Source organism: Flavobacterium crocinum (assembly GCF_003122385.1).
Classification (GTDB): domain Bacteria; phylum Bacteroidota; class Bacteroidia; order Flavobacteriales; family Flavobacteriaceae; genus Flavobacterium; species Flavobacterium crocinum.
The window spans coordinates 663,703-688,426 of record NZ_CP029255.1 but is presented as its reverse complement, the minus strand read 5'-3'; the positions used below and the strand labels follow the sequence as shown (position 1 = coordinate 688,426).

Below are 24,724 nucleotides of genomic sequence, written 5' to 3'. Positions count from 1 at the left end.
TATGCATTTCGTACCAAAGTCAGTAAAATTAGACTTTGCAGAAACTTTTCATTTTAGTTTTGCTTCATCAATTTTAAAAACAAATTATGGAAACAAAACATTTTTGCCAAATCGGGTTGCTCTTTTTTCTTGCCAGTTATTTATTATTCTCTAACATTTTTCCGAGTTTAAATACATCGATAGATTTTGCGCATTGTTTTAATTTGATTGGCGCTTGTTTTTTATTGTCTTTTAATGATGCATTTCCAAAAACAAAGATGAATAAAGTGGCTTCTGTTATGACAGCTTTAGGTGTTGTTGCTCATATCGGACTTTGCACAATTGATTTCATCATGTCAGGTTACGGAAATAATGAAATAGAAAAAGCGGAACTAAGCCAGCATATTAGTAATTCTCCATTGCTTTTTTATCCATTTGTGGCTGTTGGCCCTTCTTTGCTTTTTCTGGGTTTGGCGCTTCATGCCTTTACTTTTATAAAAACAGAAACTCTAAAGTCTTTAATGGTAATGGTTGGTTCAGTTGCGGTTGGATTTTCTTTTTTTGTGTTGAAAAATGGAATTTGCATGCTTTTAAGTTGTGCGTTTTTTGTTTTAGGACTGGGTTTATTGCTTTATAAAATGAAACCTAAAAATTGCTGAAAGAATAAAAGTTGTATTTTCGTTCCATAATTAAAACTTAAAGATTGAAAAAACAGCTAAAATACCTAATCGCACTCTTTCTGGCTTTTGTCGTAATGGCGGGCGATGGTAGTTTATATTCTCAATCAAAATCGACAGATTATTACGAATCTTCTTTTGTAGTTTCAAGAAGAGAACTGGATCTTAAAAGTTCTCGTTTCTATAAACTCGGGCAGATTGTTTCCTGGAATCAAATACGATTTTCAATTGTTTTGAATTTTCTAAATGTTGAAAATGTCTTTACTTTTCAAATTGAAAAGCTTATAAAACTTCAAAATCAGCTTCATCAAAAACTAACATCATTTATAAATCAATCTGTTTTTATAAATGAAATAATCACTTCAAAGCATTTTAGTAAAAGTTTATACAGCGCTTAAGAAAATTTATTTCTGAAGCTTTATGCTATCTCAAAGCATAAGATGAAATAATAATGTCTAATCATTTATCATTTTCAAAATGTATAAACAAAACAAACAAACTCGTTTGGAGCAATCTAAACGACCGCTTCTCCATTGGATAAAAAGAAAATTCATAATTATAATAACAGCCTTTATGTTATCGCGTTGTAAAAACGCAAGGTTCGCAAAGCTTTGTGTTCATAAAAAGCTTTGCGAACCTTGCGTAATCCTTTGCGGACTTTGCGGTTAAATTTTAAAAAACATAAAAACAGCAACAACGCTAGAATAAAGCTTTATTTCACAATAAATTATTTTGCTATTTCTTACGCAGACATTCCAAAAGTTTCTATTTTTGAGAAATTTCTTATGTCGTGAAATAGGGTCACGTGGATGTATTCATTATTGAAACAAAGATTGCTGAAATTTTAAATGAAGTAAAAGAATATATAATTAAACACAATAATGATAAAGTCTTATAAAACAGTATTAATACTTCAAATTATAGTAATCCTGATTGGCAGTTTTGTGCTCCATGATTTTCATTACACAAACGATTTTAATAGACTTCCAATAAGTATTGTTTTATTGATTGGTTCATCGGTTTTAATTTTATTGATGTTTTCAGTACTGATTCAAGTGTTGATTGCGGGTATTTTTTATTCCAATTCGACCATTGATGAGGGAAGCAAGAATGTGGCAAATGATAAATTTTGGAGAAATTCCTTTTTGATTAATCTCAGTTTTGGAATTCTGGCTTTTATAGTTTGTATTATGGCAATTGTTTCAGATCTGGATTTAGCAGTTCCGGGATATGACTCTAGTAATCGATTTTTTATTTCTTTAGCAATTTTGATAGTTTCAAGTTTGGTAATTAGTCTTTTACTGCACATTAAAAAATCGGTTAATGAAATAACAAAGCTGTTAGGGTTTTTAATGATTTTGATTTCTGTAATTGTTTTTGCAGGATCATTATTTGTCGCTTCGACTAACGCGTTAATGGTAAAATCCTATAATCGTGACAGTTTATATGCTATTTTGAAAAATTTATTTGGAGAAGATGTTGAAATTCCTTCAAGTGAAAAAAAGGTGACAAAAGTGGTAGTTCCTGTAAAAGCAGAAAGTAAGGCTGATGAAAACGAATCAGATTATGATTATTACGGATTTAGTAAAATGAGTTTTCCGGATCTTGAAACGGGAGATTATTTTATGGAGCTTTTTGATGAATCTTATACCAAATCAAAGGTTCAGGAACTTTTCGGCTTTTTTTTATCTGATTTCTTGAGTCTGGACAAAAAGGAATCGATTTGCTATTTGAGAGGCTCAATAGAATCAGGTTTTTATTCTTATAGATATGACGATTTGGTGGCGGTTGATAAAATGATCGGGCGAAACCCTGAATCAATTCAAAAAACATATGATAGTTATAGTCCTTTGATTTATGCTTTTATTTCAGATGAAACCTATTACGATTCCAATCTAAATGTTATTGTAGATATTTTGATTGAAAGTCATAACGATCTTTACAGGACTGAAAATCCGGAAGAGGCTTTAAATAAAATCTATAAAATAATGGTTTTAGGAAAAAACACACAGTATCCTGATTTTCATTATGAAGAACTCAGCAAGTTTGCTTCGAAAAAGGTGCTGCATTTAATTAAACAAAATACAAAAGACGATCCAGATCCGGATTACAGCATAAAAGTAAGTACATTTTGGGTTTACAGTTTTTGGGCAAGAAGATACAAGGAAAATAATATTGACGTTGTATTTGATATTCTTCGAGAAATTAAACAACATTATAACGTGGATGATGCTCAATAATTTTCATTAAAAAAACATCAGTTGAATATGAAAACAAAAAAATGGAAACCGAAGAGAATTTTAAAGACAATATGGATCTTGGCAGGTTTGCTGTTTACAATTTGGCTGTTTTATTCTTATGAATCTGATGGTGTCGATAAGTCTTTTTTACAAAGTAACAATTTGGTTAAAGTAGAAGATGCTTCCGATTATTATTTATTTGAACCGAAGAAAGAATTTAAAAATGTTGTTATCTTTTACCCTGGAGCAATGGTGGAGACAGAAGCTTATGTACCGCTTTGCAGAAGATTGGCAGATCAAGATATAAAGGTCTATTTGATAAAAATGCCTTGGCGACTTGCATCAAAAGGATATAACAAACCTAAAGATTTACACCTTTTTGAAGATGCTTCAAAAAACTACATTCTGGCAGGACATTCGCAGGGCGGAAAAATGGCTGCCCAATTTGTATATGAAAATCCTAAATTGATTGATAAGTTAATATTGATAGGAACTTCACATCCAAGAGATATTTCGCTTGCCATGATTGAGATTCCGGTTTTAAAAATTTACGGTTCAAAAGACGGAGTTGCAGGTGAAGGATCTATTATGCAAAACAAATCCAAATTGCCCAAAGAAACAAAGTTTCTACGAATAGAAGGAGCAAATCATTGCCAGTTTGGTTATTATGGATTTCAGTTGGGAGATGATAAAGCCGATATCAGCAGGGAACAACAGCAGAAAGAAACTTTAGAGGCTGTGGTTTCGTTTATAGAGGAATAAGGGTTTTCTACCCAATCTTGTCATTTCGACGAAGGAGAAATCACATTAGTAATTCGACATGCAAAATCGCCAATCTTTGTAGAGTTTCTAGTGTGATTTCTCCTTTCAGTCGAAATGACAAACTGTGCGGGTATAAATAAAAAACCGAAGCAATTTGCTTCGGTTTTCTATTGGAATTTGGATTTCCTTTATTGGAATTTTTAAAATTTTAATTAATCAATCCACTTATAATATCTCGCCCCAATCAAAACAGGAATTTCTTTTTCAATTCTGTCTAAAACCCATTCGTTTTTAGGAGTTCTAACGCTTTGTTTTTGTTCTTTTTTATGAAGACTTTCATAAGTATTGAAATCAATTTCTGTGCTTTCGGTCAAATTTTCAAAAAGCTTCACATTTTCTAAAGCCGATTTCCATTCTGGTTGAATAGTTCCTTCAAAAACTTTCGATTTCGATCCGCTTCCGTAAGCTAAGAAACCGAATTTAGTTCCGACAATTGCTGCGTTTGTATCATAAAAATGAGCCAAAGTCGACAATAATCCCATGAAAATCGAACCGGTGTAAAGGTTTCCAATTAAAGAAGACGCCAATTCAGCTGGCTGTAATTTCTCCGTTACAAAACTTCTGTAATCCTCAGATTTTGCTACTTCTTTAATTTTTGTTTGATAATCTGCAGGTGCAATATCATCAGCAATAATTTTTTCAGCACTATCTAAGGTATAAATTTCAGATAACATTCTTCTTCCCTGGAAAGAATAGGGTAAATGCATTACAATACTATGCCAGGTGTTATATAAAGTTTCGGTAGTGTTTTTTAATTTTTTGAATGAAAAGTAAGCATTACGCGTACGATCCATATAACATTGGTTGGAATATTGTCCGTCAAAAACCGGCTGATCTTTGTGGATTTCGATTTCGGCTTCTAAATTGTCAAACCAGGAATCGTTGTTGGTGTTTTTTGTGATTTCTTCTTTAGAAATAGTTCTGTAAGGTTTGAAAAAGTCGAAAACACCTTTTGTGCTAGTTGCCCAATTGTCATCAAAAGCAATAATTTTGGGGTTTGCAGCAATCAACATCGCAACAGCTCCGGCGCCTTGAGTATATTCTCCACCAGAATTTAAATCGTATTTTGCAAAATCTGAAGTAACTACGATTGCTTTTTTAGTTGGATTTAGTTTTACAAAATCAAGGCAGTTTTGCATCGCGTCAACTCCGCCAATACAAGCAAAAGTAAAGTCAACAACATCGCATTCTGCTAAAGAATCTTCTCCAAATTTCTGCTCCATTAAACTAATTAAATAAGAAGCAATTGGTTTGGAACCGTCAACACCGCTTTCGGTACCAACATAGATTCTGCTGATTTCTTTTAGGTCAATTTTATTATCGATGATAAGCTTGGTTAAAGCGTTTGCTCCAAAAACAACCGCATCCTGATGAACGTCCGGGAAAGTCATTTTCAGTAAGCCAAGACCTTTTTCTAATTTTTCGGGTTCTATATTTCTGGCAATCGCCAAAGTTTTTATGGGTAAATGTATGTTTGCTACGTCAAAAGATATAGCATCAATTCCTGTTTTCATTCTTATTTTTTTGAGCGGCTAAAGGTAAAACTATGTTGTGGAATGACAATTTTTTACTTAGACAAAATTTATTGGTGATCACACTTTTAAAGAAAACAAATCAAAACTTTGAATAAAATAACAATATGATAAATTTTTGGTAATCTACTTAGGGTTGAATTTCTTTTTAAAAGTTAAAAAACATTAATCTGAGGTTTTCTATAATAAATTATTTTTTAGAAACTTCAATTTTGTACGTAAAAATACGTAGGGAGGCGCTATTTTAAAATCATTATAAATAACAACGAAATGGTTGTAGTTCTTTTGTAATTGAGTTATTTTTGTCTAATTTTTTAAAATAAACTACTTAACACTTATGGCACAATCTGCACAGTTGAATGCTTCCATCTTAAAGAAAGTAGCAATGGCTCTTTCGGGAATATTCTTAATCACGTTTTTAGCGCTGCATGTTACCTTAAATTTTATTTCCGTTCTTAGTGAAGACGTTTTCAACGAAGCTTCTCACTTTATGGGTTACAATCCGCTGATTCAGTATGTAATGCAACCAGTTTTGGCATTTGGAGTAATTTTCCACTTTGTAATGGGATTTGTACTTACGGCACAAAACAGCGCAGCAAGACCAATTGCATACGCTAAATACAACGGAGCTGCAAACGCTTCTTGGAGTTCTAGAAATATGATTATTTCTGGATTGGTTATTTTGGCTTTCTTAGGATTGCACTTTTATGATTTCTGGTTTCCTGAAGTTAGCTATAAATATATAGCTGGAACAGCACCAGATGCTACAAGGTATTATGGAGAGTTAGTTCACAAATTTCACAGCCCGGTTCGTACAGCATTGTACTGTGTATCATTTATCCTTTTAGGATTTCACTTATGGCACGGGTTTGCATCTTCTCTTCAATCAGTAGGGATGCACAACAAATACTCTAGATTTTTGGCGAAAGTAGGTTACTGGTTTGCGGTTGTAGTTCCGGCAGCTTTCGTAATTATCGCTTTATTTCATCATTTCAATAATTAATATCAATTATAATGGCATTAGATTCAAAAATTCCAAATGGTCCTATAGCGGACAAATGGACAAATTATAAAGATCATATTAATTTAGTAAACCCTGCTAACAAACGTAATTTAGATATTATCGTTGTTGGTACTGGTTTGGCTGGAGGTTCGGCTGCGGCTACTTTGGCTGAGTTAGGATATAACGTAAAAGCATTTTGCTTCCAGGATTCTCCACGTCGTGCGCACTCTATCGCTGCACAAGGAGGTATCAACGCGGCAAAAAATTATAAAGGTGACGGTGACTCCGTTTACAGATTGTTCTACGATACTGTAAAAGGAGGTGACTACCGTGCACGTGAAGCAAACGTTCACCGTTTGGCTGAAGTTTCTGCAAATATTATTGACCAGTGTGTGGCTCAAGGGGTGCCATTGGCTCGTGAATATGGCGGACTTTTAGATAACCGTTCTTTTGGAGGAACTTTGGTTTCTCGTACATTCTACGCACAAGGACAAACTGGACAACAATTATTGTTAGGAGCTTATTCTGCAATGAACCGTCAGATTGGTCGTGGAAAAATCAAAATGTACAACCGTCACGAAATGCTTGACATTGTAATCGTGAACGGAAAAGCGAGAGGTATTATCGCTCGTGACTTAATCACAGGAAAAATAGAAAGACATTCTGCTCACGCAGTAGTAATTGGTTCTGGAGGATACGGAAACGTATTTTTCCTTTCAACAAATGCTATGGGAAGTAACGCAACAGCAGCTTGGAAAATTCATAAAAAAGGAGCGTTTTTCGCAAATCCTTGCTACACACAAATTCACCCAACATGTATTCCGGTTTCAGGAGATCACCAGTCTAAATTGACTTTGATGTCTGAATCTTTACGTAATGACGGTCGTATTTGGGTGCCTAAAAAATTAGAAGATGCTCAGGCAATCCGCGAAGGAAAGAAAAAAGCAATTGATTTATCTGAAGAAGAAAGAGATTATTTCTTGGAAAGAAGATACCCTGCGTTTGGTAACTTAGTTCCTCGTGATGTTGCGTCTCGTGCGGCTAAAGAAAGATGTGATGCTGGTTTTGGAGTTAACAAAACTGGAGAAGCTGTTTATCTTGATTTTGCAGCAGCTATCGAACGCTACGGAAAAGAAGCTGCTCACGTAAAAGGATTGAATGAAAATGACAAAGCTTTAGTTACTAAATTAGGAACTGATATTGTTAAGAGTAAATACGGAAACTTATTTCAAATGTACTTGAAAATTGTAGACGAAGATCCTTATGTAACACCAATGATGATTTACCCGGCAGTTCACTACACAATGGGTGGAACTTGGGTTGATTATAACTTAATGACTACAATTCCTGGATGTTTCTCAATTGGAGAATCTAATTTCTCTGATCACGGAGCAAACAGACTTGGAGCTTCTGCTTTAATGCAAGGTTTAGCTGATGGATATTTCGTATTACCTTATACTATTGGAGATTATTTAGCTCCGGATATTAAAATGGGACCAATTTCTACAGACTTGCCAGAATTCGTTGAAGCTGAAAATGCAGTTGTAGATCAGATCAATAAATTCATCAACAATAACGGTAAACATTCTGTTGATTATTTCCACAAAAAACTAGGTAAAATTATGTGGAATAAAGTAGGGATGGCTCGTAACGCTAAAGGTTTAACTGAAGCTATCGAAGAAATTGCTGCTTTACGTGAAGAGTTTTATAAAGATGTAAAAGTTCCAGGAAGCGCTTTTGAATTTAATCAGGAATTAGAAAAAGCGACTCGTGTTGCCGATTTCTTAGAATTAGGAGAGTTATTCGCGAAAGATGCTTTACACCGTAACGAATCTTGTGGAGGTCACTTCCGTGAGGAATACCAAACAGAAGAAGGAGAAGCACTTCGTGATGACGAAAACTTTGCATACGTTGCAGCTTGGGAATACAAAGGAAAACCAAGTGATGCAGTGTTGCACAAAGAACCGCTTAATTACGAAAACATTAAATTAGTTCAAAGAAGTTATAAATAATAAAGGTTAAGAGTTAAGGGTTATGAGTTTAAAGTCGTTCGAAGATTTAGAGTGCTGGAAAGCAGCACGTGAATTAAGAATCTTTGTTTCTCGAAATATTCTTTCGAAATTTCCAATTGACGAAAAATATGCCTTAACAAGTCAGCTAAAACGATCTTCTAGATCTGTTAGTGATAATATTGCCGAAGGGTTTGGCAGATATCATTATCAAGAAAATATTCAATTCTGTAGAATTGCAAGAGGTTCTTTAACAGAAGCTTTAAATCAGGTAATTACTGCTTTAGATGAGAATTATATTGAAGAAGATTTGTTGCAACAATTTAGAGAAAGGTTCGAAAGAACCAAAGCAATATTAAATGGATACATAAATTATTTAGCTAAGACGAAAATGGAATAGTAACCCTATGACGTTTAACTCTTAACTTATAACACATAACATAAATATGAAACTTACATTAAAAATATGGCGTCAAAAAAACGCTCAAGATAAAGGAGGGATTGTAGAATATCCTATCGATGGAATCGAACCGGATATGTCTTTCCTTGAAATGTTAGACGTTCTTAACGAAGGTTTAATCAACAAAGGAGAAGAGCCTGTAGCATTTGACCACGACTGTCGTGAGGGAATCTGCGGAATGTGTTCTTTATTCATCAATGGTGAAGCGCACGGACCAGACAGAGGTGTTACAACTTGTCAGTTGCACATGCGTATGTTTAAAGATGGTGACACGATTTTTATCGAGCCATTTAGAGCAAAAGCTTTCCCGGTAATTAAAGATTTAGTGGTTGACAGAAGTTCTTTTGACAGAATTCAACACGCAGGAGGATTTATTTCTGTAAACACTTCAGGAAATACAATCGACGCGAATACTATTCCAGTTAACAAAGACGATGCGGACAAATCATTTGATGCAGCTGCTTGTATTGGTTGTGGAGCTTGTGTTGCAACTTGTAAAAACTCTTCAGCAATGTTATTCGTTTCTGCAAAAGTTTCTCAATATGCATTATTGCCACAAGGTAAAGTTGAAGCAGTTGACCGTGTATTAAACATGGTTCACCAAATGGATTTAGAAGGTTTCGGTAACTGTACTAATACAGGAGCTTGTGAAATTGAATGTCCAAAAGGAATTTCACTTGAAAATATCGCACGTATGAACCGTGAATATTTAGCAGCAAGTTTAAAAGGTTAATTTATCTTTTTTATATAAAATTAGAAGGAGCTTTCTCAAAAGAGAGCTCCTTTTTTTTGTAAGCTTCGGAGAAGCGAAATATTTATAGCAAAGAAATAATCGTTTGCGAGATAAAGCTCCAGCGGAGTGACATAATTTTACAGTTACAAAAATATGTCACTCCGCTGGAGCTTTTTTTAATTTGTTTTATTGATATTCTATAAATATTTAACCCCGCTAGGGTTTTTAAGGATAAAGCAGTTTTTATAAATTCTATCCAATCAAAAGAGTTGTTCTTTTTTACTTTCTATTCGTAGTAAAGCTGTGAAGCATTAATTTCTTCTTTCTTCTTACCTTCTTTCTGCATAAAACAGTTTAAAATCGTGCCGCCAGTCAAGTCAAAATAACTGATGTTGAGTTTGTGGAATCCTTTTTCCAATTTAACTGCTCCGTAATCTTCATTCATCCAATGAATACCATCATTGTTTACAATTAATTCATCGTCTATAAAAAGCTTCGATCCGTCGTCTGAAAGCGTCGAAAAAGTATAATTTCCTGTTTCTGGAATAAAGATATATCCGTTGAATTTTAAACCGATATAACGCTCTAATTTCGTTTTCCATTTTTCTGCACTGATTTTGCCTTCTAAAACTCCGGAATTAACTGGTTTCGAAAGTTCCAAATCCTGAACCTGTTTAAATGTTCCTGTGAAATAGTCAAATTTTAGTCCGTTTTTCTTTGGTTGAATTGTAATTGCAGGTTTTAAATCCGGATTGCGGACAATAATTTTATTGATAGAGCTTCTTTGACCGCTTTCGCTGATTTGAATTGTTTTTATAATTCGATATTCTCCTTTCGGAATATTTATCGTTACGGGATTTTGATATAATTCTGCTGTTTCATCTGGATTGTATCCATCAATCGTATAAAGGATTTTTCCGTTTTTTATTGTTGGTTTTAAATCTAAAATATACTTTGATGCAATTAATGCTTTTTCTTCAGAACCAAAAGGCGTTGGAACTTTATATAATCTGTTTTCTAATTCCAGTTTTTCTAAATGATAGGGTAATTGATTTTGGATAAAATGATTGTAATTTTTATTCGGAGTTTGGGTCCAGGCAATTTCAGCCAAAGCAAAAATTCTCGGATAAAGCATATAATTCAATTTTGCAGGACTGGTTAAATATTCCGACCATAAATTGGCCTGAACTCCGATAATATATTTTTGTTCTTCAACAGTTAAACTATCCACAGGAGTTGGGTTGTAATGATACACTTTTTCTAAAGTACTTAATCTGCCGACCGTGAGCGGTTCGTTTGGAGAATATCCCTGATTGTAATCAAAATAGACAGTACTTTCGGGCGTCATTACAACCGGATGTTTCAGTTTTGCAGCGTGAATACCGCCCGATTCTCCTCGCCAGGACATAACGGCAGCATTTGGTGCGAGTCCCCCTTCCAAGATTTCATCCCAGCCAAAAATCTGTCTTCCGTTTGCATTCAGGAATTTTTCGATTCGTTTAATGAAATAACTCTGTAATTCATGCTCATCTTTTAAACCTAAATCTTTGATTCTTTTTTGACAATTCGGACAAGCTTTCCATCTCGTTTTTGGACATTCGTCTCCGCCAATATGAATGTTTTTACTTGGAAATAAAGTCATAACTTCTGTTAAAACATCTTCCAAAAAAGTAAAAGTCTCGCCTTTTCCGGCGCAAAAAACATCTTCAAAAACGCCCCAGGATTCTACCACTTTATAATTCCGATCTGGAAAACAGGCTAGATTTGGATATGCGGTTACAGCTGCAGAAGCATGACCCGGCATTTCTATTTCGGGAATTACATTTACATAATGCGCTTCGGCAAATTTTACAACGTCCTTAATTTCTTCCTGAGTGTAAAATCCGCCGTATGGATTTCCATCGAAAAAAAATGGAGATCTTTCGAATTTATTCCCCACTAAAGTCTGCGCTCTTTTGGAGCCGACTTCCGTCAGTTTTGGATATTTTTTTATTTCAATTCTCCAGCCTTGATCGTCAGTTAAATGCCAATGGAAATTATTTAATTTATAGCTGGACATTTGTCTGATAAAATCTTTTATAACAGAAACAGAGAAAAAATGACGGCAGACGTCTAAATGCAAGCCTCGGTAAGAATATCGAGGTTGATCTTCGATAATTACGCAGGGTAATTTAATTTCAGCAGAAATTTTGTTGGGAAGAAGCTGTAATAAAGTTTGAACAGCATAAAATAATCCTTCTTCTTTTCCTGAAACTGAAATTTTATTTGAAGAAATTTCAATTTTATAACCTTCTTTCGATTTGAAATTTACATCTGAATTAAACTCAATTTTTATATTTGATTTCTTTGAATTTGATTTCGAGTTTAATGCCGATTCTAAAATTTTTGCCGATTTCGATTCTTTATCACTGAAATTTTTATTTATAAAATTCACTTGAACTTTTCCATTGATTAGAATGCTGTCTCCTGTCAATTTATAAAAGTTTGGAGCAGGAATTATCGAGATGTTCTGTTGTGAATTTTGAGCATTTCCATTTAAAAAAGCTAAGAAGAAGAAAAGAAAAAAGATTTTTTTCATAAGGGAAAAACTTTAAATTTTGTAAAATGGTATTTTAAAGATAGATAAATGGTTTTAAAGTTGAATTTTTGAATGATTTTCTTGCGAATACAGCTTTTGGATTGAATGAAATATTTACGAATTGTTTATTTTTGTAATTAGAAAAAAACAATCGGCATGAGCACTGAAAATGAAGTTTTAAATTACAGTAAAGAAGAACGTAAAAATCATATTCTAAAAGAGATTAACCTGCACACGCGTGTTAGTTTTGAAACTCTTTCGGCTAAACTTGGTGTTTCCGAAGATACTGTTCGTCGTGATATTAATGAGCTTGACGCTGACGCACTTTTAATTAAAGTAAAAGGCGGCGCGATGACAAAAGGATATCACTATTCTTCATCCAACCAGACTTATGCTGTCGAAGCCAAGCAAGTTATTGCTCAAAAAGCGGTCGGACTTCTTCATGACGGAATGGTTTTAATTGTTGATGGAGGAACTACCATTCGTGAGTTCATCCGATTAATTCCAAACGATCTTAATTTAACTGTTTTTACGATTACGGCTCTAACGGCGGTTCAGCTTTTAGACAAACCCAATATCAAAACCATTATGATTGGCGGAAGCATTTCTTCGTACAGTCAGATGTGTGTAAGCGGTGAGGCTTTTCATCAATTGGCCAACATAAAAGCAGATCTTTTGGTTTTAGGAACAAATGCTCTTGACATTGACGGCGGTTATTCTGATTCTGATTGGGAAACGGTTCAGGTTAAAAAAGCAATGATTCAGGCTTCTAAAAAAACAGCGGTTTTAACTATTACAGAAAAATTAAATACGGTTCTTAAAATGAAAATCGCTAGTTTGTCTGAGGTAAATTATGTAATTACCGAAGAAGAGCCTAATGATAAAAAATTAAAATTATACAAAGAGAACTTTCCTAATCTGACGGTTATTTAATCCCAATGTTTTACCAGAAAATCAATCCAATTTTGATGAAAGATTTTTTTGAGATCTTCATCAGAATAACCGTGATTTTTAAAGATCAGAACTAATTTTTGCAAATCGGCAATAGTGTCTAAATCATACGGACATTGTTCTGTTCCAAAAGCGCCGTCCAAATCAGAACCAATTCCGATATGATTTGCATTTCCTGCCAGCTGGCAAATATGATCCATGTGTTTGAAAGCGGTTTCTAAACTACAATTCATTTTCTTCGGATCTGAAATTCCTCTTTCCCAATTCGGAACCATCATCCACGCATCTAAAGCACCGCCAATAACAGCTCCTCTGGAAATTAAAGCTTTAATCATCTCGTCGCTGTATTGACGATTATGATCAACTAAAGCCCTGCAATTGTTGTGACTTGCCCAAACTGCTCCATTAAAATGATCTAATGCCTGCCAAAAAGCATCATCACATAAATGGGTTGCATCGAGAATAATATTCAAACGTTCCATTTCTTTCAATAAATCAATTCCGTTCTGGTTCATTTTTCCCGTTGCATCGGTTCCGTTGGCGTATCTTCCCGGGCCGTAATGTGCAGGGCCAATGGCTCGTAATCCGTAATTATAGGCTTTTTCTAAATAGGAAATATTTACAATTGAATCGGCGCCTTCTAAACTTAAAATATATCCAATTGGTTTCTTATCGTTTGAAGTTCCATCGTTCCATAAATCAAAATGATTTAGGAGTGATTTTTTATCTGTAATCTGCGTCATTTCTCCGGCTTCTTCCATGGATTTGTACCAGGTCAGCTGTCCCTGAGTTTGTGCCCAGGCTTGTTCCGGAGAATTCCATCCCGGAATAATACTGCCGGGTTTTACAAATCTTGCAATTTGAGTGGCAACGACAATTCCAATATTGCCGCGTCGCAAATCAGGAAAAGAAACCGTCGCACGTTCGCGGTCAGGTTTGTCGGTCATTCCTTTTTCTAAGTTTCGTAAAGTTGGAACATCGTTTCTCAGATCACGATTCCATTCCATTGCATTCATGCTGAGATCCAAATGGGCGTCTAGTATAAACATAATTCAGATTAAAAATTAAATAGTATTTTTTCGGCCTCGCGCACCAACAGGCCATTGCGCATAAATTTGATGTTTTTTATTCACCGCCTGAAGATTGTCATATAAGGCAACAGTTGGACAAACATGATATGGTTCAGCATAAATAATATTGCCAATTTCATATTCATTCTGGCCTCGATTTTCTACAACCAAATGTTCTTCAGAATGTGCAGTTGGAATAAGATTTTCATCATTCAAAACAACCAATCTTTTGTCAATCGGATTTTCTGATGAAACCGCTTTATAACCAATATCGACACAAAAAGTGTTTTTTGTAGGTTTTGAAATAATGGTTCCAACGATTACTAATGCAGGTTTAAAATCCTGCTCGGGTAAGTTATTTTGATAATTAGAATCCCAAAAAACAAAAGTTCCCGGACTACATTCTACATTTTCCTGTTTGGCATAAAACGGAAAAGTATTAGAACCTCCAGCAACAATTTTAAAGTTTTCTGCTTTACTGATAATTTGCTCAAAAGACTTAGAAGCTTCTAAATTTCTTTCTTCAACACTTCCTTTTATATGACCATCATAAATATGGATCCCTTCAAATTGAATATTTTTTAATTGTGAAATTTGGTCAATTAACCCAATCCAATTTTCTGAAATTGAAAAACCAGTTCGGTTCATTCCGGTATTTAAATCTAAATAAACAGACAAAATAAGATTGTTTTTTTTAGCAATTCCATCTAAATCAGAAGCCGTTTTCAAATTGTCTGTAATAGTTGAAAAATGAATCTCAGGAAATTTTTTAATTAATGAAATCCATCTTTCGGCTTTTAATCCAACAGGTTGATAAGCTAAAAGAATGTCTTCGATATTTTGATTGGCGGCCAGTTCAGCTTCAGCAATTGTAGCGCATTTTATTTTCTTGATATTATAAATTTTAAAAAGCTCTAAAATTTCGGCATTTTTATGTGTTTTAATATGCGGGCGCAATCGCTGCGTGTCACCTTTTACATAAGAAATGAGCTTTTCAATATTTTGTCTTACCCGATCTTCGTAAACTGCTAAAAACGGAGTATCGATAAGTGTTTCAGAATTTATTTCCCACCAGTTCTTTTGCATAAATCTATATTTTACTTAATTTTTTTGCCACAGATTAAAATGATTTGAAGGATTTTTTCTCTCGCAGATTTGCTTTGCCAGTTCGCTATCGCTCGTGTGGCAGATCACGCAGATTAATCTTTTTAATCCTTCTAATCTGTAGCTAAATTTTTAACACATAGAAGAGTCATGGTTTTCTTTTGTGTTGAAAAAGGAGTTTCACTTATTTAAATTCACACAGTTATGTGTGAGAAACTAGTTTCTTTCATTTTCCTTATTTATAAATCTAAATAAACTATGTCTCTATGTGTTTAAAAAAACGAAACAGTTAGTACAATTCAAAAAGCGCTTCTACTTCAACCGGAATATTATCAGGAAGTGATCCAAATCCGACAGCACTTCTCACGCCGATTCCGTTTTCTTGTCCCCAAACTTCTGCAAATAATTCGCTGCAACCATTTATTACGTAAGGATGTCTTAGGAAATCTGAGGTACAATTTACCATTCCTAAAACTTTGATGACTCTTTTTACTTTGCTTAAACTTCCAAAATTGGTTACAATTGTCGAAAGCATAGTCAATCCAACTTGTCTTGCAGCTAGTTTTCCAGCCTCGATATCCATGTCTTCTCCAATACGGCCAATAATTAAAGATTTGTCATCCTGAACAGGGCCGTGTCCGGATAGATATAAATATTTTCCGTCTACTAAATACGGTTTGTAAATACCCAAAGGCTGTGGAGAAGGAGGTAATGACAAACCCAGACTTTCGAATTTTTCTTGCGGATTTAAACTCATGATTTTAATGTATTAAAGCGTTTAAAATAAATATAAATACAATTCCCAGAACAGAAACCAATGATTCCATTACGGTCCAGGATTTAAAAGTGTCTTTTAGACTGATATTAAAATATTCCTTGAACATCCAGAAACTCGGATCGTTAACATGAGAACACATTAAGCTTCCGGCCCCGACAGATAATACAAAGAGATTAGGGTCTAAATCGTTGGATTGTAGTAAAGGTAATAAAACGCTGGCAGTCATTAATCCGGCAGCAGTCGCAGAGCCCACACAAATACGAATTATTGCAGCCATTATCCATGCTAATAAAAAGGGATGGATATTAACCTGATTTAAAGTCGCGACAATAGTTTCGTTTACGCCGCTTACAATCATAACTTCTTTTAAACAGCCGGCACCTCCGACAATTAAAACAATTAAAGCGACATCTTTTATAGCCTGCGTATAATCGTCCATAACAGATGACATACTTCTGTTCATTTTAATTCCTAAAGTGTAAGTACAAAGTAAAAGTGACAATAACATGATGATACTTGGATCTCCAATAATTTTGCAGACAGCGATTAGTTTTGCATTATCTGAAATCAGCGGAAGTAAAGAAGTAATCGTTAATCCGAAAACGGGAAATAAAGCAGAGAATAAACTCAAACCAAAACTGGGTAATTTACCTTCATTGGTGATTTCTTCCACATTTAAAATTTCATGATCCGATTCGGTTTTGATGTTTTTAAATCGGGTTGAAAACCATAAACCTGCAATCAATATTGTCGGAATCGCGATTATGATTCCGTAAATTAAAACCAATCCGATATCTGCTTTCAAAATGCTGCTCAAAGCCATTGGTGAAGGATGCGGAGGCAGAAATCCGTGTGCAACAGAAAGTGAAGCCAGCATTGGAATTCCTAAATATACTTTTGACAGTTTAAATTGATGCGCAACCGAAAAAATTAACGGAACTAAAAGCACAAAACCAACGCTGTAAAAAAGCGGGATTCCAATTATAAAACCAGTTATCATTAAACCCAAACGAACATATTTTCTTCCAGTCCAATTCATAACCGTTTTGGCAATCACTTTTGCAGCACCGGAAGAAACAGCAAGTTTACCAATACAAGTTCCGAAAACAATAATTAAAGTAATCGAACCGAGCATTTCGCCAAGTCCTTTTTGCAAAACAGGAGAAATCGTTTCTATTGGCAATCCCAGAAAAAGCGCAGCCAAAAGGGACGTAATAATAAAAGCTATAAACGGATTGATTTTAAACCAGGCAATCTGTAGAATTAAAAAAATAATGCATGCAGTGAGTATGAGAATGCTCATGGTTTGTGGTTGTATTTTAGTTAGTTATAATTGTGGTTGGAATTTCAAATATATAAAATATTTTTACACTTCGCATTTTTTTTGCAAAAACTGCGTTTTTTTTGCAATGATAATGTTAAAAATATTGACTTGTAAATAAAGAACTCGTTGATGTTTTCTACCTTTATAGAAAAATACGACGAAATGAAAATTGCTTTAATCCAATCCGATCTTGTTTGGGAGAATGCTGCTGCAAACAGGGAAAATTTCGATTCAAAAATTAATGAAATCGATTCTGAAATCAATTTGATCGTACTTCCGGAAATGTTTTCTACAGGATTTACAATGAATGCTTCTGATGTTGCAGAAACGATGCAGGGAGAAACTTTAGAATGGATGAAATGGAAAGCAAGGCAGAAAAATGCAGCCATAACGGGAAGTGTCATTATAACTGAAAACGGCGTATTTTTTAATCGAATGTTTTTTGTGTTTCCGTCAGGGGATTTTCAATATTACGACAAACGACATTTGTTTTCGCTGGCAGGAGAAGATCAGTTTTATACTCCCGGAACTCAGAAAGTAATTGTAGATTATCTGGACTGGAAAATCTGTTTGCAGATTTGTTATGATCTGCGATTTCCGGTTTTTGCAAGAAATGTAGAAAATTACGATCTGCTTTTGTACGTTGCCAATTGGCCGAAAGTTCGCACCAATGCCTGGGATACTTTGTTAAGTGCTCGTGCAATAGAAAATTTATGTTATGTTGCCGGAGTTAACAGAGTTGGCTTTGATGATAATGATTTTGAGCATAACGGACATTCTCAATTAATCGATTTTTTGGGCAATTATATAATAAAGCCACAAGAAACAGAAGGTGTTTTTGTGGCTGAATTGGATAGAAATATTATGTTGGAAACTCGTAGAAAATTGAATTTTCTTGGAGACAGAGACCAATTTGAACTTAAGTTTTAAAAGGCTTTCCGTTTCTTTTCGGCTTGTTTTTGCTTTTTAATATCTTCTTTTTTCTCGACTTCCGGATTAAACGGTATGCTTAAATCAAGTGTTTCATCTACATCCCAGTTAGACCGGACATCTATGCCTTTTTGAAAATAATAGACTTCCTCAGAGTAGGTTTTCTTTAAGAAACTTCCGGTATCATAGACTTTGTTTTTGTTGTCATCATAAATCACACGAATTGTAAATTCTTCGGGAACCAGTAAATTAAAGGATATTTTGGTTTCGCCTTCAGAATAAGCACTGGCCAGTACGTTGTCTCCTTTTTTGTTGGTTATTTCCACAATAATCGGGAAACGTTTTACATTGCGTAAATTCAAAATTAAATTTCCATAATCTTCAAATTCCTTGGTAGTTAATTTGTATGACAATGTATCGTTTGTTTTTTCGTAAAAATCAGTCAAAGCACCTGGAAGGAAAGTAAAATTGTATTTCTCTAAAGGTTTTTTCTCAAAATCAACATATAGTTTTTGGTCAAACTCATCATATTCTGTTGTAAAATCTACAGCTGTAGAGTCTTTTTTGAGTAATGTAATTTTAGATTTATCGAATTTTACCAAAGGCGTTTCGGTTTCCAGCGTAAAACGTTCTCTAAAATTGATCTGACCGTTTTGTACTGCCTTGATGTTTAGAGTATCTTTTTTCAGTGCTTTAATTTTAAAAGAAAATTTTTTGTCGTAGTTATCCTTTGAAACTTCCATTGACAACGAGTCGACTTTTAAAGGTTGAAACCAAACCTGAAGTGAATCTTTTTTAGGAAATTGCGTTACGATAGTTTCCAAAACCTCGTTTCCGTTTTTAAGAACAATTTTAGGTCTTTCTTTTTTGAAGTTTTGTTTTCCTTCATAGGGCAATAACAATCGGTTTCCGGAAGCCTGAATTGGTTTGAAAGTTTTTAAAGGTAATACCTCTTTAAATAATTCTAATTCGTAAACCGTATCCGTTGGAATCGTAATATAATGTTTTAAGAATCCGATTTTATCGTCTTTAGGATTGAATTTATTGTTGCCTCCTTTGTCTTTTAAAGCTACCAAAAGATATTTGCCTTCTTTTAAATTCTCAAACTGGAAAGTTCTCATACTGTCCAGAGTATTCGTAATGTAACGAGGGAATTCTTTATAGATAACAGAATCTTTAAACTTATCGTTGACTTCATAAAGCATTACCGAAACAAAGTTGTCTACGTATTTTTCATACGAATCTTTAATCTTTCCGTTTAGTTTAAGCGAGTCGATATAAGGTCCTGTAGAAAATACATATTTAAACTGGTTTAATGCATTTCCTTCATTGTTGTCCTGAATTGCTTGTCCAAAATTTAAACTATAAGTAGTATTGGGTAATAAAGTATCGCGGATTTCAATTTTTATAAATTTACTAACTGATGTAGGTGTAATTATTGGCTCGTTTTTAAATGGCGGAGAAATAATTAACTGTTTATTGGTGTTTTTCAGTTTGATATATTCGTCAAAATTTAAAGTGATGGTATTTCCTTTAAAGTTTGTACTGTAGTTTTTAGGATAGCTTGATACCAAAACCGGAGCAAGTGTGTCTTTTAAACCTCCTGTAATACTGCCTCTTTTAGCGCAGCCTATCATTGAGATTAGAATTATAAATGAAATGTATTTCAGAGCGTTTTTCAACATAACGGTTTTTCAATTTGATTGCACAAAATAACGATTATATTTGCTTTAATTGAAATTTTTTAGTCATTTATTAGGATTTTAGACTTTTGTATTTCTTCATTATTTTTTAGGTTTTCAATGTTTTAAAAAGCCATAATTTCTTACTTTTGATTTCAAATGTAATTTTTTAGGTTTTGTTAAAACGATTTTCTCTTGTTCTCTTTTTCTTTTTGCTATTGTCTTGCAGTGAAAAGGAAAAACCGGTAGTTTCATTTTATTACTGGAAAACAATCTTCAAATTTTCTGAAATTGAAAAAGAAGTTTTGCAAGATAATAACGTCCGGAAACTTTATGTACGGTATTTTGATATCGGACTTCATCCGGAAACAAAACAGCCAATTCCGATTAGTCCCGTTCGATTTAATGAAAGTCCAAAAGAGTTTACAATTGTTCCTGTGGTTTTTATTCAGAATAAAGTAATGCTTGAACCGCATCTGGATGTAAATAATCTGGCAGAAAAAACTTTTGGGTTTATAGAGCAAATCAATTCCAAGAATAAAATTGCATGTCAGGAAATTCAAATTGATTGTGACTGGACTCTAAAAAGCAAAGAAAACTATTTGAGATTTGTAGAGGCTTTTAAGAAACTTTCGAAGAAAAAACTTTCTGCCACAATTCGACTGCACCAGGTTAAGTATTTCAGGAAGACCAAAATCCCAAATGTCGATTCGGGAGTTTTAATGTATTATAATATGGGATCGATTGCCGCGGATTCTTTGAATTCTATTTATGATCAAAAAGTCGCTTCAAAATATCTGAGCAGTTTAAAAAAATATCCATTGCATCTGGATTTTGCTTTGCCAATTTATTCCTGGGGAGTTCATATTAGAAATAATAAAGTAATTGGGCTTCGCTCTAAAATGAATGCAAAAGAATTACTTCAAGATTCAAATTTTAAAAAAACACATTCTATTTTTTTTAGAGTTAAAAAATCCAATTATAAAAACGGAATTTTCTATGAAGAAAATGATCTTTTGAAAATAGAAGAAATAACACCAGAAGATTTAAAAGAAATGGCAGAAGATTTGGATGAAAATCTGCCTGAAAAACCAAACGAAATTATATTTTACGATTTAGACGAATTCAATTTAAACCATTATGAAAAGAATATTTTTGAACAAGTTATTTCTAAGTTTTAGCCTTGCCTTACTTTCGATATACGGAATTATTTATGCTTGCGCCGGCGGTGACGACTGGGATTTCTTTGGCTACAATTCAAATTTTACGCCTGAAACTTTTGCTGATAAGTCCTATTCGCCTCTTTTTCTTTCCGGTGGCATCTTTTATGGAATTGGTTTTGACACTCAGCATAATTCCCGTTTTAATAAAAACATAAAATCAGATTGGGCAGATTATCTTAAAGGAAAAGCGGATACAACGACGGTGAATTATTTCTTAATTGGAGATGAGCGTCCGAGTTATTATTCAGATGATAAAAATACGATCAAAAATAAAGAAGAGATAACAGATCTCCATGTGTTTTATAAAACGAAAAAAGACAATAAGAGTTCTTTGAAATGGGGGAGAAAGATCAATTTGAAAGACGATAAAATTAAAAACTTTGTCGAGTTTTTGTATTTGGCTCAAAAAATAGAAACAGTTTCTATTGGTCAGGATTATTGGAGTTATGATCCGGTTGTGGAAAAAACGTTTAATGATGCGAAAATGATTCAGTCAATCGAAAATGTTTACAATACATTGTCTGATCCTTTCCTGAAAAACAGATATTGGTTTTTAACCATGAAAGCCCGTTTTTATAGTAATGACAAACAAAAAGCAATTGACTTTTTTAATAAAACAGAAAGTTCTGTTGCTAAAAATACTTTGTATTATCGAGCTTTGGCTTATGTAGCGGGAATCAATTTTAAACAGAAAAAATATGCAGTTTCTAATTATCTGTATGCGCAGGTTTTTGATAAATGTCCGGAATTAAGAGTTGTTACGGCTTACAGCTTCCGTCCAAAAAATGAAACAGATTGGGCCAAAGCTTTAACAATGGCTAAAAATAATAAAGAGAAGGCTGCACTTTGGGCAATTCATGGTTATTATAAAGATGAAAAACAGGCAATTGAAAAGATTTACGAATTAGATCCTAAAAGTGAGCATTTAAACTATCTGGCAACACGTTTGGTAAATTCGCTGGAACAAAAAATGAACAATTCATTTCAGAAGGATGGAGGAGAAAATCAGCCGAGAAGACCAATGAGTGTTGCAGAAAATAAAACGCAAAATCAGGTTGTTGTAGATAAAAGTGCATTGGATTTAATTGCTAAAATTTCTGCAGCCGGAAACACAGACCGACCTTATTTGTGGGATTTGTCTTTAGGATATCTGCAAACTTTAAAAGGAGATTATGCTAATGCCGATAAGAATTTTGATAAAGCTGTAAAAACGCTGCCTAAAACTGAATTAGCCGGAATGCAGCTTCGTTTATTGCGTTTTGTAAATAATTTGAGCAAAATAGATAAGCTTACGGATAAAAATGAAAAAACAATCCTGTCCGATTTGAACTGGCTGTATTTTGAACTTCCTAAAAATTATAAAGGACAGGAATTCCGTTATCAGAATGCTTCTTCATGGAGCAGAAATTATGTGTCAACTCTTTACAGAGAAAAAGGAAATCCTGTAATGGCTGAGATTTTTGGAGAATCACGTTACAGTTATTGGAATGATGGGAATGCTTTTTATGATGATGAGAAAAATTTATTAGGAATTAAATCATTTTTGGCGAAGTCAAATAAATCTGAAATTGAAAAAATAGGTGCTGGAATTTATAGTTTGAAATTAAAAGATATTAATAATTTTCAGGCAGTTCAGGCTACTTTTAAAAATAAAATTCCGGAGGCAATCGAATTTATGAAGCAGGCAGATTCTGTTCAGTATTATAAGTTTTTAGGAAATCCGTTTAATGGAAATATAAAAGACTGTCATGATTGTGAACATGCGGCATATCAGAAAAGAAAGTATACGTTTATGGATTTTCTGACTACAATTAAAGAAATGCAGGATAAATTGGCGCAGAAGGAAGATGTTTATGCGAACAGTCTTTTGTTGGGAAATGCTTTCTATAATATTTCTCATTTCGGTAACGGAAGAACTTTTTATGAAATTAGTATTGTAGGTTACGGATCAAGTCCTTATTCGTTTAGAGATTCGATGAAAGAAATGATTACCAATAATTCGGTTTCGAAAATGTATTATCAAAAAGCTTTTGAAGCGGCTTCAAACAAAGAGCAAAAAGCAAAATGTTTGTATCTGATTTCAAAATGCGAACGAAATGACTATTACAATAAAAAATACAGCGCCATCAATAGTTATTGGGAAATTCAGGATGATAAAGTTAATTTTATAGCATGGAATTCATTCAAAGCTTTGAGAAAAGATTATTCAGATACAAAATATTATCAGGATGTAATTGCCGAATGCGGTTATTTCAATACTTATGTAAATCAATAAATTTGAAACAATGGTAAATAAGATAGAACATATCGGAATCGCGGTAAAAAATATAGAGGATGCCAATATTTTATTTGAGAAGATGCTCGGCGTTCCGTCTTATAAAATGGAAGCGGTAGAAAGCGAAGGCGTGCTTACTTCTTTTTTTCAAACCGGAAATAATAAGATTGAACTTTTGGTAGCAACCAATCCGGAAAGTCCGATTGCGAAATTTTTAGAAAAAAAAGGAGAAGGAATTCACCACATTGCTTTTGATGTTGACGATATTGAATCAGAAATTTCCCGATTAAAAAAGGAAGGTTTTGTGCTGATAAATGAAGTTCCGAAGAAAGGAGCCGACAATAAATTGGTCGTTTTTCTGCATCCAAAGAATACAAATGGCGTTTTGGTAGAGCTTTGTCAGGAAATAAAATAAAAAAATCTAAATTTAGATTTTGAATAATGCGTTGAAAATCAATTTCGTTTTTGAAATTCAATAAAAGATTTCAAATTAAATTCAAATGATGTCTTAAAATATTTGGAGTGAATGAAAAATAGTAGTAATATTGCATCCTCTAAACCGGTCCTATAGCTCAGCTGGTTAGAGCACCTGACTCATAATCAGGTGGTCCCTGGTTCGAGCCCAGGTGGGACCACTTCTTTAGAAAATAGAAAACCTTTACAGAAATGTAGAGGTTTTTTTGTTTTGGATAAATCCATACTTTGCTTTATTTCGTAATTCATGAATAGATTGGGAATTTTGTTTAAAAAAGTAAAAGGTTTTTGAAAATCAGGAAATTCTTATAATGTTGTAGCGGATATAAAGTATTTTGAAAATGAGGTTTTTATGTGCTACAACGTTTTTTAAAAGGGATTACGTGATTCCGTAAAATAACTGTTAAAATTTGTGAGATGTTTTTTGTTTTAAAAGTTGCTTTTCTTTAAAAAACTTATACTTTTGTCCAAGATTTTGCAGGTAAAATAGTATTTGTGCGAAATTCCTATTAAGAAACTTTGTTAAATAATTATAAGCCTGCTATTATAAACAATTAGAATTTATGAAGAATCTAAAAGCCCCATTTTTAGCATTTGTAGTAATACTATTAAATATATCTGTCGCATCTGCTACGCCTACACCACCGCCGCCTGGAAAATTTACGGCTCGTAGTGCAAGTGTTCAGAGTGTTGAAGGTACAGAAAATGAAAATGATGATGAAGGTGATCCTGAAGGAGAGGGGCAAGAGGGATGGCCAGATATGCCAATCGATCAAAATATTACGATATTGTTAATTGGCGGTTTAGCTTTAGGAGCTGCCGTAATCTATAGAAACCAAACAAAAAAAGCTTCAAATTAATTTGAAGCTTTTTTTATGGA

Annotated in this window: 21 protein-coding genes and 1 tRNA gene; 15 read left to right on the top strand and 7 right to left on the bottom strand. The window is 33.7% G+C overall.

Annotated elements, in window-relative coordinates; translation table 11 throughout:
- The first annotated feature begins 86 nt into the window (after positions 1-86).
- The 4 genes from HYN56_RS03345 to HYN56_RS03325 all read left to right on the top strand — a co-directional run bounded on the left by HYN56_RS03345 (position 87) and on the right by HYN56_RS03325 (position 3,658).
- The gene (locus HYN56_RS03345; protein WP_109190882.1) at positions 87-638 is read left to right on the top strand and encodes a hypothetical protein; all 552 of its coding nucleotides are present in this window, start codon (positions 87-89) and stop codon (positions 636-638) included.
- Between the two features lie 44 nt (positions 639-682).
- Complete coding sequence (locus HYN56_RS03340) at positions 683-1,054, top strand: hypothetical protein (protein WP_146194563.1); 372 nt, start codon at positions 683-685, stop codon at positions 1,052-1,054.
- 483 nt (positions 1,055-1,537) lie between these two features.
- Positions 1,538-2,896 carry a hypothetical protein gene (locus HYN56_RS03330; protein WP_109190879.1) on the top strand — a complete coding sequence of 453 codons (1,359 nt, stop codon included), beginning with the start codon at positions 1,538-1,540 and terminating at the stop codon, positions 2,894-2,896.
- Positions 2,897-2,923: 27 nt separating this feature from the next.
- A complete protein-coding gene (locus tag HYN56_RS03325) occupies positions 2,924-3,658 on the top strand; it encodes an alpha/beta hydrolase (protein WP_109190878.1) in 735 nt (244 codons plus the stop codon).
- Between the two features lie 212 nt (positions 3,659-3,870).
- On the opposite strand, the gene HYN56_RS03320 is transcribed toward HYN56_RS03325, so the two are convergent.
- Positions 3,871-5,232 carry a hydroxymethylglutaryl-CoA synthase family protein gene (locus tag HYN56_RS03320; protein WP_109190877.1) on the bottom strand — a complete coding sequence of 454 codons (1,362 nt, stop codon included), beginning with the start codon at positions 5,230-5,232 and terminating at the stop codon, positions 3,871-3,873.
- Positions 5,233-5,587: 355 nt separating this feature from the next.
- Here HYN56_RS03320 and HYN56_RS03315 point away from each other — a divergent pair, with 355 nt between their 5' ends.
- Genes HYN56_RS03315 through HYN56_RS03300 form a run of 4 tightly spaced genes read left to right on the top strand, consistent with a single transcriptional unit; the run spans position 5,588 to position 9,455 of the window.
- The gene (locus HYN56_RS03315) at positions 5,588-6,253 is read left to right on the top strand and encodes a succinate dehydrogenase cytochrome b subunit (protein ID WP_109190876.1); all 666 of its coding nucleotides are present in this window, start codon (positions 5,588-5,590) and stop codon (positions 6,251-6,253) included.
- A gap of 11 nt (positions 6,254-6,264) precedes the next feature.
- Positions 6,265-8,265, top strand: coding sequence for a fumarate reductase/succinate dehydrogenase flavoprotein subunit (locus HYN56_RS03310; RefSeq protein WP_109190875.1), 2,001 nt, complete (start codon positions 6,265-6,267; stop codon positions 8,263-8,265).
- 22 nt (positions 8,266-8,287) lie between these two features.
- Positions 8,288-8,662 carry a four helix bundle protein gene (locus HYN56_RS03305; protein WP_109190874.1) on the top strand — a complete coding sequence of 125 codons (375 nt, stop codon included), beginning with the start codon at positions 8,288-8,290 and terminating at the stop codon, positions 8,660-8,662.
- Between the two features lie 46 nt (positions 8,663-8,708).
- Positions 8,709-9,455, top strand: a complete 747-nt coding sequence (locus HYN56_RS03300; protein WP_109190873.1) for a succinate dehydrogenase/fumarate reductase iron-sulfur subunit — start codon at positions 8,709-8,711, stop codon at positions 9,453-9,455.
- Positions 9,456-9,741: 286 nt separating this feature from the next.
- Here the strand turns inward: HYN56_RS03300 and HYN56_RS03295 are convergent, their stop codons facing one another.
- Complete coding sequence (locus HYN56_RS03295) at positions 9,742-12,033, bottom strand: family 20 glycosylhydrolase (RefSeq protein WP_109190872.1); 2,292 nt, start codon at positions 12,031-12,033, stop codon at positions 9,742-9,744.
- 156 nt (positions 12,034-12,189) lie between these two features.
- Here HYN56_RS03295 and HYN56_RS03290 point away from each other — a divergent pair, with 156 nt between their 5' ends.
- Entirely contained in the window at positions 12,190-12,966 is a 777-nt protein-coding gene (locus tag HYN56_RS03290) for a DeoR/GlpR family DNA-binding transcription regulator (RefSeq protein ID WP_109190871.1), read from the top strand.
- Here HYN56_RS03290 and HYN56_RS03285 read toward each other — a convergent pair.
- From HYN56_RS03285 to HYN56_RS03270, 4 genes are all read right to left on the bottom strand, one after another.
- Positions 12,963-14,033 (bottom strand): dipeptidase, encoded by a 1,071-nt coding sequence (locus HYN56_RS03285; RefSeq protein WP_109190870.1) that lies wholly within the window; start codon positions 14,031-14,033, stop codon positions 12,963-12,965. The genes HYN56_RS03290 and HYN56_RS03285 overlap by 4 nt on opposite strands.
- Before the next feature lie 15 nt (positions 14,034-14,048).
- Positions 14,049-15,140, bottom strand: coding sequence for a D-TA family PLP-dependent enzyme (locus tag HYN56_RS03280; RefSeq protein WP_109190869.1), 1,092 nt, complete (start codon positions 15,138-15,140; stop codon positions 14,049-14,051).
- Between the two features lie 307 nt (positions 15,141-15,447).
- Positions 15,448-15,915: a RidA family protein gene (locus HYN56_RS03275; RefSeq protein WP_109190868.1), complete on the bottom strand. Its 468-nt coding sequence runs from the start codon at positions 15,913-15,915 to the stop codon at positions 15,448-15,450.
- A gap of 4 nt (positions 15,916-15,919) precedes the next feature.
- Entirely contained in the window at positions 15,920-17,239 is a 1,320-nt protein-coding gene (locus HYN56_RS03270) for a GntP family permease (RefSeq protein WP_109190867.1), read from the bottom strand.
- A gap of 183 nt (positions 17,240-17,422) precedes the next feature.
- Here HYN56_RS03270 and HYN56_RS03265 point away from each other — a divergent pair, with 183 nt between their 5' ends.
- Entirely contained in the window at positions 17,423-18,190 is a 768-nt protein-coding gene (locus tag HYN56_RS03265) for an amidohydrolase (protein WP_109194706.1), read from the top strand.
- Here HYN56_RS03265 and HYN56_RS03260 read toward each other — a convergent pair.
- Positions 18,187-19,875: an Ig-like domain-containing protein gene (locus tag HYN56_RS03260; RefSeq protein WP_109190866.1), complete on the bottom strand. Its 1,689-nt coding sequence runs from the start codon at positions 19,873-19,875 to the stop codon at positions 18,187-18,189. The genes HYN56_RS03265 and HYN56_RS03260 overlap by 4 nt on opposite strands.
- Before the next feature lie 302 nt (positions 19,876-20,177).
- On the opposite strand from HYN56_RS03260, the gene HYN56_RS03255 reads away from it, so the two are divergent.
- From HYN56_RS03255 to HYN56_RS03235, 5 genes are all read left to right on the top strand, one after another.
- Positions 20,178-21,053 carry a hypothetical protein gene (locus tag HYN56_RS03255; RefSeq protein WP_240622650.1) on the top strand — a complete coding sequence of 292 codons (876 nt, stop codon included), beginning with the start codon at positions 20,178-20,180 and terminating at the stop codon, positions 21,051-21,053.
- Positions 21,013-23,370 carry a hypothetical protein gene (locus HYN56_RS03250; protein ID WP_109190864.1) on the top strand — a complete coding sequence of 786 codons (2,358 nt, stop codon included), beginning with the start codon at positions 21,013-21,015 and terminating at the stop codon, positions 23,368-23,370. Before HYN56_RS03255 ends, HYN56_RS03250 begins: the two co-directional genes overlap by 41 nt.
- 10 nt (positions 23,371-23,380) lie before the next feature.
- Positions 23,381-23,785: a methylmalonyl-CoA epimerase gene (gene mce / locus HYN56_RS03245; RefSeq protein WP_109190863.1), complete on the top strand. Its 405-nt coding sequence runs from the start codon at positions 23,381-23,383 to the stop codon at positions 23,783-23,785.
- Positions 23,786-23,931: 146 nt separating this feature from the next.
- Positions 23,932-24,005, top strand: a tRNA-Ile gene (locus HYN56_RS03240).
- A 402-nt stretch (positions 24,006-24,407) separates the two neighbouring features.
- The gene (locus HYN56_RS03235) at positions 24,408-24,704 is read left to right on the top strand and encodes a hypothetical protein (protein WP_109190862.1); all 297 of its coding nucleotides are present in this window, start codon (positions 24,408-24,410) and stop codon (positions 24,702-24,704) included.
- Positions 24,705-24,724: the final 20 nt, after the last annotated feature.

Excerpts from the sequence above, each read along its gene's own strand:
- HYN56_RS03345 (WP_109190882.1), top strand. The coding sequence starts at position 87 with ATGGAAACAAAACATTTTTGCCAAATCGGGTTGCTCTTTTTTCTTGCC.
- HYN56_RS03330 (WP_109190879.1), top strand. The coding sequence starts at position 1,538 with ATGATAAAGTCTTATAAAACAGTATTAATACTTCAAATTATAGTAATC.
- HYN56_RS03325 (WP_109190878.1), top strand. The coding sequence starts at position 2,924 with ATGAAAACAAAAAAATGGAAACCGAAGAGAATTTTAAAGACAATATGG.
- HYN56_RS03320 (WP_109190877.1), bottom strand. The coding sequence starts at position 5,232 with ATGAAAACAGGAATTGATGCTATATCTTTTGACGTAGCAAACATACAT.
- HYN56_RS03315 (WP_109190876.1), top strand. The coding sequence starts at position 5,588 with ATGGCACAATCTGCACAGTTGAATGCTTCCATCTTAAAGAAAGTAGCA.
- HYN56_RS03310 (WP_109190875.1), top strand. The coding sequence starts at position 6,265 with ATGGCATTAGATTCAAAAATTCCAAATGGTCCTATAGCGGACAAATGG.
- HYN56_RS03305 (WP_109190874.1), top strand. The coding sequence starts at position 8,288 with ATGAGTTTAAAGTCGTTCGAAGATTTAGAGTGCTGGAAAGCAGCACGT.
- HYN56_RS03300 (WP_109190873.1), top strand. The coding sequence starts at position 8,709 with ATGAAACTTACATTAAAAATATGGCGTCAAAAAAACGCTCAAGATAAA.
- HYN56_RS03295 (WP_109190872.1), bottom strand. The coding sequence starts at position 12,033 with ATGAAAAAAATCTTTTTTCTTTTCTTCTTCTTAGCTTTTTTAAATGGA.
- HYN56_RS03290 (WP_109190871.1), top strand. The coding sequence starts at position 12,190 with ATGAGCACTGAAAATGAAGTTTTAAATTACAGTAAAGAAGAACGTAAA.
- HYN56_RS03285 (WP_109190870.1), bottom strand. The coding sequence starts at position 14,033 with ATGTTTATACTAGACGCCCATTTGGATCTCAGCATGAATGCAATGGAA.
- HYN56_RS03280 (WP_109190869.1), bottom strand. The coding sequence starts at position 15,140 with ATGCAAAAGAACTGGTGGGAAATAAATTCTGAAACACTTATCGATACT.
- HYN56_RS03275 (WP_109190868.1), bottom strand. The coding sequence starts at position 15,915 with ATGAGTTTAAATCCGCAAGAAAAATTCGAAAGTCTGGGTTTGTCATTA.
- HYN56_RS03270 (WP_109190867.1), bottom strand. The coding sequence starts at position 17,239 with ATGAGCATTCTCATACTCACTGCATGCATTATTTTTTTAATTCTACAG.
- HYN56_RS03265 (WP_109194706.1), top strand. The coding sequence starts at position 17,423 with ATGAAAATTGCTTTAATCCAATCCGATCTTGTTTGGGAGAATGCTGCT.
- HYN56_RS03260 (WP_109190866.1), bottom strand. The coding sequence starts at position 19,875 with ATGTTGAAAAACGCTCTGAAATACATTTCATTTATAATTCTAATCTCA.
- HYN56_RS03250 (WP_109190864.1), top strand. The coding sequence starts at position 21,013 with ATGAAAAGAATATTTTTGAACAAGTTATTTCTAAGTTTTAGCCTTGCC.
- mce (WP_109190863.1), top strand. The coding sequence starts at position 23,381 with ATGGTAAATAAGATAGAACATATCGGAATCGCGGTAAAAAATATAGAG.
- HYN56_RS03235 (WP_109190862.1), top strand. The coding sequence starts at position 24,408 with ATGAAGAATCTAAAAGCCCCATTTTTAGCATTTGTAGTAATACTATTA.